General features: G+C 68.6%; 11 protein-coding genes, 1 tRNA gene and 1 pseudogene. 1 reads left to right on the forward strand and 12 read right to left on the reverse strand.

Annotation, left to right across the window (positions count from 1 at the left end):
• Positions 1-336: 336 nt before the first annotated feature.
• The 10 genes from VGD44_RS07860 to VGD44_RS07905 form a co-directional block, all read right to left on the reverse strand.
• Positions 337-768, reverse strand: coding sequence for a hypothetical protein (locus tag VGD44_RS07860; protein ID WP_331085620.1), 432 nt, complete (start codon positions 766-768; stop codon positions 337-339).
• Positions 765-1961 (reverse strand): acetyl-CoA C-acetyltransferase, encoded by a 1197-nt coding sequence (locus tag VGD44_RS07865; protein WP_331085622.1) that lies wholly within the window; start codon positions 1959-1961, stop codon positions 765-767. The genes VGD44_RS07860 and VGD44_RS07865 overlap by 4 nt, the downstream gene beginning before the upstream one ends.
• Before the next feature lie 63 nt (positions 1962-2024).
• Complete coding sequence (locus VGD44_RS07870) at positions 2025-2849, reverse strand: enoyl-CoA hydratase-related protein (RefSeq protein WP_331085624.1); 825 nt, start codon at positions 2847-2849, stop codon at positions 2025-2027.
• Positions 2850-2852: 3 nt separating this feature from the next.
• Complete coding sequence (locus tag VGD44_RS07875; RefSeq protein ID WP_331085626.1) at positions 2853-3926, reverse strand: hypothetical protein; 1074 nt, start codon at positions 3924-3926, stop codon at positions 2853-2855.
• A gap of 54 nt (positions 3927-3980) precedes the next feature.
• The gene (locus VGD44_RS07880) at positions 3981-4493 is read right to left on the reverse strand and encodes a GNAT family N-acetyltransferase (protein WP_331085628.1); all 513 of its coding nucleotides are present in this window, start codon (positions 4491-4493) and stop codon (positions 3981-3983) included.
• A 68-nt stretch (positions 4494-4561) separates the two neighbouring features.
• On the reverse strand, positions 4562-5251 hold the full coding sequence (gene rplA / locus VGD44_RS07885; RefSeq protein ID WP_331085630.1) for a 50S ribosomal protein L1: 690 nt from the start codon (positions 5249-5251) through the stop codon (positions 4562-4564).
• 3 nt (positions 5252-5254) lie between these two features.
• The gene (gene rplK / locus VGD44_RS07890; protein WP_331085632.1) at positions 5255-5686 is read right to left on the reverse strand and encodes a 50S ribosomal protein L11; all 432 of its coding nucleotides are present in this window, start codon (positions 5684-5686) and stop codon (positions 5255-5257) included.
• A 173-nt stretch (positions 5687-5859) separates the two neighbouring features.
• Positions 5860-6429, reverse strand: a complete 570-nt coding sequence (nusG, locus tag VGD44_RS07895) for a transcription termination/antitermination protein NusG (RefSeq protein WP_331085634.1) — start codon at positions 6427-6429, stop codon at positions 5860-5862.
• Positions 6430-6438: 9 nt separating this feature from the next.
• Complete coding sequence (gene secE / locus VGD44_RS07900; RefSeq protein ID WP_331085636.1) at positions 6439-6738, reverse strand: preprotein translocase subunit SecE; 300 nt, start codon at positions 6736-6738, stop codon at positions 6439-6441.
• A 77-nt stretch (positions 6739-6815) separates the two neighbouring features.
• Positions 6816-6891, reverse strand: a tRNA-Trp gene (locus VGD44_RS07905).
• 185 nt (positions 6892-7076) lie between these two features.
• On the opposite strand from VGD44_RS07905, the gene VGD44_RS07910 reads away from it, so the two are divergent.
• The gene (locus tag VGD44_RS07910; protein WP_331085638.1) at positions 7077-7289 is read left to right on the forward strand and encodes a hypothetical protein; all 213 of its coding nucleotides are present in this window, start codon (positions 7077-7079) and stop codon (positions 7287-7289) included.
• Here the strand turns inward: VGD44_RS07910 and VGD44_RS07915 are convergent.
• Both VGD44_RS07915 and tuf read right to left on the reverse strand, forming a co-directional pair.
• Positions 7286-8128, reverse strand: coding sequence for a GIN domain-containing protein (locus VGD44_RS07915; RefSeq protein WP_331085640.1), 843 nt, complete (start codon positions 8126-8128; stop codon positions 7286-7288). The genes VGD44_RS07910 and VGD44_RS07915 overlap by 4 nt on opposite strands.
• Before the next feature lie 224 nt (positions 8129-8352).
• Positions 8353-8478: pseudogene (tuf, locus tag VGD44_RS07920) on the reverse strand (elongation factor Tu); the annotation flags it as partial.

The following is an 8478-nucleotide window of genomic DNA, read 5'->3' on the forward strand; positions in this document are numbered from 1 at the left end:
CGCCCTTGAGCGTCTCGATCGACTCTTGCTTTTGAGCGCGGTCCATTGCGGTCTCCATACTCAGGTTCCGCGCACGCGCGAATGCGCACGCGGGTAAGCACCTGTCCGATGAGGAAAGCCGCAGCCTCGCGCCCATGCCGCGTTGCGGATGGACGACTAGCCGTCATCTTCCCGTCTCCCTGCGCCTGAGGAGGGGCCCCTCCTCGCGTTACGGCCTCCGGTGACCCCGGCGGCTGCACAGTTCTTGGACAGGATGGGAAATCCGAGGATCTCCCGTCCTCGCCCCTCCCGAGGGAGCGACGAAGCGCGGGCCTATATACGAAGCGCCCGCGGAACTCAACCCGCCGCCAGCCAGGCCTCCAGGCGCGCGGCCCTCTCCAGGTCCTTCGGCCGGCCGAAGAGCCTGAGGATGCGAAGCTGCTCCGCGGACGTCGGTATGGGCGCGACCATTTCCAGCAGCCGCCCCCGGATGCGCAGCCCGCCCATCACCTCCACGGGGCCCCAGGGCGTGACGTATCGCGCGAAGTCCTCAGACCGGAACGGGCCGTCCGGCGCCTTGGGCTCCGCCGCGTCGAGCCAACCGGCCCATGCCGAACGCAGCCGCCCTGCCCCGTCGACGCCCGTGACCACATCCAGGTCCGCCGCCTCTTCCAGCGGAACGCCCAGCAGTATGAGCGCCCCGCTCCCGATCAGGCTCCAGGGCGCCGCGAAGGCGTCCAGGTCGGGGACGACGCGCTCGAACAGCTCCCGGAGCTCCGCCGCCGTCACGCCGCCTCGAAGATCGCCGCGATGCCCTGGCCGCCGCCGATGCACATGGTCTCCAGGCCGTACTTGCCGTCGCGGCGCTTCAGCTCGCGCAGCAGGTTGGCGAGGATCCGGCCGCCGGTGGCGCCGATCGGGTGGCCCAGGCTGATCCCCGAACCGTTGACGTTCAGCCGGTCGCGCTCGTCCCAGCCCCAGCCTTTCAGCACCGCCAGCACTTGCGGCGCGAAGGCCTCGTTTAGCTCCACGAGGTCGATGTCGTCCCACCCCATGCCGGTGCGCTCGAAGAGGCGCTTCACTGCGGGCACGGGGCCGATGCCCATCCGCGACGGGTCGCAGCCGGCCGCCGCCCAGCTCACGAAGTAGCCCATCGGATCGAGGTTCAGCTCGGCCAGCTTGTCCTCGGCCACCACCAGGCAGGCGGCGGCCGCGTCGTTCTGCTGGCTGGCGTTGCCGGCGGTCACCACGCCGTCCTTCTCGATGGTGCGCAGCTTCCCGAGGCTCTCGGGCGTGGCGTCGGCGCGGACGCCCTCGTCCTGGGCGAAGACGATGGGATCGCCCTTCTTCTGCGGCACCGAGACTGGCACCAGCTCGTCGTCGAACTTGCCGTCGGCCCAGGCCTTGGCGGCCCGCTGGTGGCTCATGGCGGCGTATTCGTCGCATTCCTCGCGGCTGATCTGGTAGTCGCGCGCCAGGTTGTCGGCGGTCTCGATCATGCCCGAGATGACGCCGAAACGGCTGACCGGCTGGCTCATCACCCGGCCGCGGGCCAGGCGGTCGTGCATGGTCACCGAGCCGGCGCGGGCGCCGCCGCGCATGTCGAGCGAGTAGTACTCGACGTTGCTCATGCTCTCGACACCGCCCGCGATCACCACGTCGGCCACGCCGGTCTGGACCATCATGGCGGCGTCCACCACCGCCTGCAGGCCCGAGCCGCAGCGGCGGTCCAGCTGGTAGCCCGGAACCTCGAGGGGGAAGTCCGCCGCCAGCGCCGACCAGCGGGCGATGCAGGGCGCCTCGCCGTTGCCGTAGCCCTGGGCGAAGATGATGTCGTCCACCTTCGCGGGGTCCAGCCCGGTCCGCGCCACCAGCGCCTTTAGGATCACCGCGCCGAGGTCCCCGGCGGTCATGGAAGCGAGGCTCCCCTGGAACTTGCCCACGGCGGTGCGGATGGGGCTGACGATGGCGGCGCGTCTCACGTGGGCTTCCTCCCGAACGACTGTTTAAGTCCCCTGGGGCCCTGCGCGCCGGCCGTCAAGCGCCTAGCCGCTCCACGCCGGCGGCCGCTTCTCCATCCAGGCCTTCACGCCCTCCTTGTAGTCGGGCGTCTTCGACATCTCGACCAGCAGCGCCTCGGCCACCTTCACCGAGCTCGCAGCGTCACGGTGCAGGTCGCGGTAGATCTGGCGCTTGGTTTCGCGGGCAGAGCCCGGCGCGACCGAGGTCGCCAGCGTCCGGGCATAGGCCATCACCTCGTCCATCAGCTGCTCCGCGGGGACGATGCGGTTCAGGAAGCCCATGCGGTCCGCCTCCTCAGCGGTGAACACCCGGCTGGACAGCAGGATGTCGTTGGCGTGGCTCAGGCCCACGATCCGCGGCAGCAGCCACGACAGGCCGTATTCGGCCGGGAAGTTGAACCGTCCGTGGGCGGCCGTGAACTTCGCGCCCGGTACGCAGAACCGCAGGTCGGCGTACGCCGCCAGCACCAGCCCCACGCCCGCCGCCGCCCCGTTGATCGCCGCAATCACCGGCTTTCCGATCCCGAAGTGGTAGGCGAACGTCGCGTCGAAGGCCGGATCGACGCCGTAGCCCGGCTCCGCGATGTCCTCGGGCGTGCCCGCGTCGTACTGGCCCCGCTCGGAGTGGCCTTCCAGCGCCTGCAGGTCGGCTCCTGCGCAGAAGGCGTTCCCCTCCGGGTCGCCGGTGACCACGATCACCCGGACAGCCGGATCGCGGTCGGCCTCGCGCAGGATCCAGCGGTATTCCGTGTGCATCCGCCCGGTCCAGGCGTTGCGGCGTTTCGGGCGGGCGAGGGTCACCACGGCGACGCCGTCGCTGACTTCGTAGCAGGTGGCTTTCAGGTCCATAGGTCAGTTGTAGAGCGGCTGGAAGCTGAAGACCCAGGGGGTTTCGGTGTCGACGTTCACCTGCACGGCCTTGAGCTCGGGCGCGCCATAGACCTGCAGGCGGGTGATGTTGGCGTAGAGCGGCGGCTTCTCCTCGCCCTGGCTCACCATGAACGGCCGGTCGATGACCAGGTCGTGGAAGTCGCCGTTGATCAGCAGCACGGGCTTGCCGAACTTCGCGCCCTCGTCGCGGATGGCGTAAACGATCCAGTAGAAGGGCCCGTCGCTGCCGCCGCGGATCTGCCTGTTGGTGAAGTCGCCGCCGCGGCCGTCCACGAACATCCCGGCCTGCAGCGAGAGGACCACCGCCTTGGCGTTCTGAGCCTTGGCCTCGGCGAAGGCGGCCTTGATCCATTCCACGTTGGCGCGGTTGCGGGCGACGGCCTCGCGGGCGCGCGCCTCGTCGTTCAGGGTGAAGCCGTTGCCCGAGCCGGGAACGCTGACGGTCGCGAAGACCACCCCTCCCTTCTCCCACCGCGTGTTCTCGGCCGTCACGACGGTGGGCGTGACGTCCGTCTGCCGCGTGAGCGGCATGGTGCGCTGGCCCAGGCTCTGCGGCTTGTCGAAATAGAGCCTGCGGATCAGCTTCAGCCCGCCCACTGGATCGGCGAAGCCATAGCTCGAGAACGCGCCATCGAACGTCCGCGCAGGGCCCAGAAGGCCCATGTCCTGCGCCGTCGCCTTGCCGGCCACGAAGCGGTGGTAAGCCTCGATGATCTCGGGCTTGCGGCAGTCGGTCCACTCGTTGTCGCCGGGCGTGTAGACCAGCGGATGGTCGAACTTGGCGAACTGGCCCAAGGCGTACTTGTGGCTCTCCTCGGTGCACGGCATCGCGCCCCAGGTGTCGCCCACGTGGATCGAGAACGCCGGCTTGGCCTTGTTGATGCGCTGGATGAGCGCGTCATAGGTCGGCAAGTCCCTGGGCAGGGTGTAGGCCGTGTCGCCCAACGCCACGAAGTGGAAGCTCTCTGCGGCCGCCGGCGACGCCAGCGCCAGTACGGCGGCCGCCACGGCCCCCAGGATCGCACCAAGCCTCATCGCGCCCTCCCCGTTCTCGTTTGGCGGGCAGTCTAGGCCGCGCGCACGCGGGCGTTAAGCAGGTCCGACGTTGAAGCGGAGGATCCACCCGTTCCAGCGATCGGTGGTGTCGAGCTCGTCGACCGGACCCGCCGCCAGCTCGGCCGCCACGCCGCGCCAGAACGCGAGCGCGGCCTCGTTCTTCCGCGCCACGGCGAGCTCCCACTGTCCTTCCCGGCCGGCGATGGCGGCCCGTGCAGCAGCCCTTCCGACGCCGCCGCGCCGGTGCTTCCGCACGACGAAGAACTCGGCGACCGCGAAGTCGGGCGGCAGGCCCGAATGGCTGTGGTCGTTGATGAGCACGAAGCCGGCCAGATGGCGGTCCGCCCGGATCAGAAACGGCTCGCGCTGCGGCTCGGCCCAATAGCTGTCGAGGTAGGGGTAGTCAGGGAACCGCCCATCCTCGCCCAGCTCGCCGCGGTCGGTCCCGGCCCAGAAGTCGCTGAAGTCATGGGTGTAGAGCTGGAACAGCGCGTGCAGCGTGTCCCGGCGCTCGAGCCCCGCAGGCTCTAGTTCGACCTTCGGCATGACGACCCCAAGGAAAAAGGGAGCGGCGTTTCCGCCGCTCCCTCGATCTCTAGCACGGGTCTTCGGGCTTACGCGCCGATCGAGCCGGCCTCCACCTTGAAGCCCGGGCCCATCGTCGACGACAGGCTGATCTTCTTGATGTAGGTGCCCTTGGCGCCCGACGGCTTGGCCTTGTTGAGCGCGTCCACCAGGGCCTTCACGTTGATCACCAGGGCTTCCTCGGTGAACGAGGCCTTGCCGATGCCGGCGTGGATGATGCCGGTCTTCTCGGTGCGGAACTCGATCGAGCCGCCCTTGGCGTCCTTCACGGCCTGGCCGACGTTCGGCGTCACGGTGCCGACGCGCGGGTTCGGCATCAGGCCGCGCGGGCCCAGCACCTTACCCAGACGGCCGACGAGGGCCATCATGTCGGGCGTGGCGATCACGCGGTCGAAGTCCATGAAGCCGCCCTGGATCTTCTCGACCAGGTCTTCGGCGCCGACGATCTCGGCGCCGGCGGCCTTGGCCTCTTCGGCCTTGGCGTCCTTGGCGATGACGGCGACGCGGACGTCACGGCCGGTGCCGGACGGCAGGGCCACCACGCCGCGGACCTGCTGGTCGGCGTGACGCGGGTCAACGCCCAGGTTCACTGCGATCTCGATGCTCTCGTCGAACTTGGCGTTGGCGTTGGCCTTCACCAGCTTCACGGCGTCGGCCAGCGGATGGGCGACGGTGGTGTCGCCGGTCCAGGCCTTCATGCGCTTGGGTTGCTTGGCCATGTCCTAGGCCTCCACGATCTGAAGGCCCATCGAGCGGGCGGAGCCCTCGATGATGCGGGCGGCGGCCTCGACGTCGTTGGCGTTGAGGTCCTTCATCTTCTTCTCGGCGATCTCGCGCAGCTGGGTGCGGGTGATCTTGCCGGCGCTGTCACGGCCGGGCGCCTTGGACCCCGACTTGATGTTGAGCGCCTGCTTGATGAAGAAGGACGCCGGCGGCGTCTTCGTCACGAACGTGAACGACTTGTCCTGGTAGACCGTGATGACGGTCGGAAGGGGCGTGCCCTTCGCTTCCTTCTCGGTCCGGGCGTTGAACTCCTTGCAGAAGCCCATGATGTTGACGCCGCGCTGACCCAGCGCCGGGCCGATCGGCGGCGACGGGGTGGCGGAGCCCGCAGGCACCTGCAGCTTGATATAGCCCAAGATCTTCTTGGCCATCTTTGCTCCTCATGGCCGGAAAACCCGGCCGGTTATGAGCCGTGGTGCGGGGTCACGGTGGCCGCCCCCTCCCACGGATTTGAATTCACGGACCGCAGAACGAAAGAACGCGCCCGTCCGCGAAGGGCGCGCTCCTATCAGGAATGGGCCGCGGCGGCAACCGCGGCGCCGTGTCAGGTGATCTTCTCGACCTGGCCGTATTCCAGTTCGACCGGGGTGGCGCGGCCGAAGATCGAGACGGTGACGCGCAGGCGGGCGCGTTCCTCGTCGACCTGCTCCACCGAGCCGTTGAAGCTCGCGAAGGGGCCGTCGGTGACCCGCACCTGCTCGCCGATCTCGAACGAGATGGTCGGCTTCGGCCGCTCCACGCCCTCTTCGATGGCGCCGATGATGCGCGAGACTTCCTTTTCCGACACCGGGATCGGCTTCGACCCGGAGCCCAGGAAGCCCGTCACCTTCGGGGTGTTCTTGATCAGGTGGTAGGCCTCGTCCGATAGCTCCATCTTCACGAGCACGTAGCCCGGGAAGAACTTGCGCTCGGAGTTCACCTTGCGGCCGCGGCGGATCTCGACGACGTCCTCGGTCGGCACCAGGATCTCGGAGAAGTTCTCCTCCAGGCCCTGGTTCTTGGCCTGTTCGCGGATGCTCTCGGCCACCTTCTTCTCGAAGTTCGAGTAGGCGTGGACGATGTACCACTTGTGGCGGGGATTGCCCTTCGGGGCGGAGACGGCTTGTTCGGACATGGTGTTTGCTTATCCGCCGGTGGCGAGCTTGAGCAGTTGGGCCATCAAGGCCCGAAGCCCGAAGTCGATGATCCCGAAGAACACGGCGGCCAGGACCACCATGATCGCCACCATGACGGAGGTGATCCAGGTTTCCTTGCGGCTGGTCCAGGTGATCTTGCGGGCCTCGGCGCGGACTTCGCGCAGGAACTGCGGGATCGACGTCTTCTTCTTGGGGGCTTGAACGGCCACGCCAGCCGGCGTCGCCAAAGCGGCCGCGGTTTTGGCGGCGCGGTCGCGCATCGCTTGCGGGGACGGTTTCCTGGCCATTCGGCTCTTCAAACTCTCATCTGGAGCAGGCGGGCCGACCCGCGCTCCGGTTCAACGCTTCAGACTATATAGGGTGGTGGCAGGAGTGGAGGGACTCGAACCCCCGGCCCTCGGTTTTGGAGACCGATGCTCTACCAGCTGAGCTACACTCCTTCAGCACCCTTATCCGACCCGTTTCGGCTGGTTTTCGCAAGCGGGGCTAAGCACCCGTCGACCGCGCTCCGGCGGCTAGAAAACCAAGACTCCAACGATGTCGGGTAGGACGCAGGCGTATGACGCAAGCGCCTCGGCATTTCAAGCCTCTTGGATCGATGCGGCGCTCCGCCCGTTAGGCCCGGATGCCGCAGAACCACGACGACGCCTACAACCGCGATCAGGACCAAAAGCCCGGCTCGCCCCAGCGCATGGCCCAGGAGCCGCGCGGCGCCGAAGGGTCGGCGCGTTCGCCCAAGACGGCCACCGATCCGGCCAGCGGCGAACCCCGCCGGGAGAGTCCTGCGCCCAACGCGGCCGAAACCGACCAGACGGACGGGGCCGGCCGGGACCGCTAGGACGGCCGGTTGCCGACGCGGACAGAGCCGCCGCCGGACACTGACTTCGTCACGTTGCCCGTGACCTCCTTCACCCGGATCGAGCCCAGGCCGGAGATCGAGGCGTCGAGGTCGTCGGCCGAGCCGTCGAATTCCACCTGGCCGATGCCCGACACCGAGGCGCGCACCCTGCTCGCGCGGCCGCCGTCGACCTCGATCTGGCCCACGCCGGACACCCGCGCATCGACCGGCCCGCGCACGTCGCCCACCTGCACGCCGCCGGCGCCCGACAGCTGGGCCTCGAGCCCACCGGCGCGGACCCGTGTCGCGTGGATGTGCGCCGCGCCCGACAGGCGGATATCGAGGCGCTCGGAGGCGCCCATACGCACCGCGCCGGCGCCCGACTGATGGATCTGGGCCTCGCCGGCGACGTCGGCGATGGTCCAGGCCGCACAGCCGGAGTTGCGCAGCCGCAGGCTCCCCGAACGGCCGATCGAGCCCTGCACGGCCCCGCCCGCCGACACGTCGACGGCGCGCGGCGTGTAGATCACCACCTGGGGCAGGTCTTCATAAGCGACCTTGCCGACGCCGCGCACACTGATCCGCGGCTTGTCGCTCATGCCGTTGCAGTCGCGGATCCGGCGGCGCAGGTCGCCGTCCACGACCGTTCGATCGCCCTCGACGCGCACCTCGAGCGGCAGCTTGGGGTTCGCCTTGACGATCTCGACCTTGATGTCGGCGCGGTCCTGCGGGACCACCGTGACCCGGGCCACCGCGTCGCGCAGCTCGACCGAGGCGGCGTTGGCCGCGCCCGCGGATAGCGTCGCGGCGGCGGTCAGGATGATCAATCGAAGGCGCATCTCAAGGTCCCCATAAGCCCGGGGAACAGCTACGCGCCTGCCGAACGCCGGTCTGCTTAAATCGAGGTCATGACCTACTTGTCACCTTTCCTCCGCTGATACCCCCCCAGCGTCCGTCATCCCGCGACTTGTTCGCGGGATGACGAACATGGATTGGAGCAAAGCAAAAGGGCCGCCGGATCGCTCCGACGGCCCTTCTGTCAGGTCTCAGGTAAGCGCAGGGCTTACTTGACGATCTTGGTCACCACGCCCGAGCCGACGGTGCGGCCGCCTTCGCGGATGGCGAAGCGCAGGCCCTGGTCCATGGCGATCGGCGTGATCAGCTCGACGATCAGTTCGGCGTTGTCGCC

Source organism: Phenylobacterium sp. (assembly GCF_036402295.1).
In the GTDB taxonomy this organism is placed as follows: domain Bacteria; phylum Pseudomonadota; class Alphaproteobacteria; order Caulobacterales; family Caulobacteraceae; genus Phenylobacterium.

Excerpts from the sequence above, each read along its gene's own strand:
- VGD44_RS07870 (WP_331085624.1), bottom strand. The coding sequence starts at position 2,849 with ATGGACCTGAAAGCCACCTGCTACGAAGTCAGCGACGGCGTCGCCGTG.
- VGD44_RS07875 (WP_331085626.1), bottom strand. The coding sequence starts at position 3,926 with ATGAGGCTTGGTGCGATCCTGGGGGCCGTGGCGGCCGCCGTACTGGCG.
- VGD44_RS07880 (WP_331085628.1), bottom strand. The coding sequence starts at position 4,493 with ATGCCGAAGGTCGAACTAGAGCCTGCGGGGCTCGAGCGCCGGGACACG.
- rplA (WP_331085630.1), bottom strand. The coding sequence starts at position 5,251 with ATGGCCAAGCAACCCAAGCGCATGAAGGCCTGGACCGGCGACACCACC.
- rplK (WP_331085632.1), bottom strand. The coding sequence starts at position 5,686 with ATGGCCAAGAAGATCTTGGGCTATATCAAGCTGCAGGTGCCTGCGGGC.
- nusG (WP_331085634.1), bottom strand. The coding sequence starts at position 6,429 with ATGTCCGAACAAGCCGTCTCCGCCCCGAAGGGCAATCCCCGCCACAAG.
- secE (WP_331085636.1), bottom strand. The coding sequence starts at position 6,738 with ATGGCCAGGAAACCGTCCCCGCAAGCGATGCGCGACCGCGCCGCCAAA.
- VGD44_RS07910 (WP_331085638.1), top strand. The coding sequence starts at position 7,077 with ATGCCGCAGAACCACGACGACGCCTACAACCGCGATCAGGACCAAAAG.
- VGD44_RS07915 (WP_331085640.1), bottom strand. The coding sequence starts at position 8,128 with ATGCGCCTTCGATTGATCATCCTGACCGCCGCCGCGACGCTATCCGCG.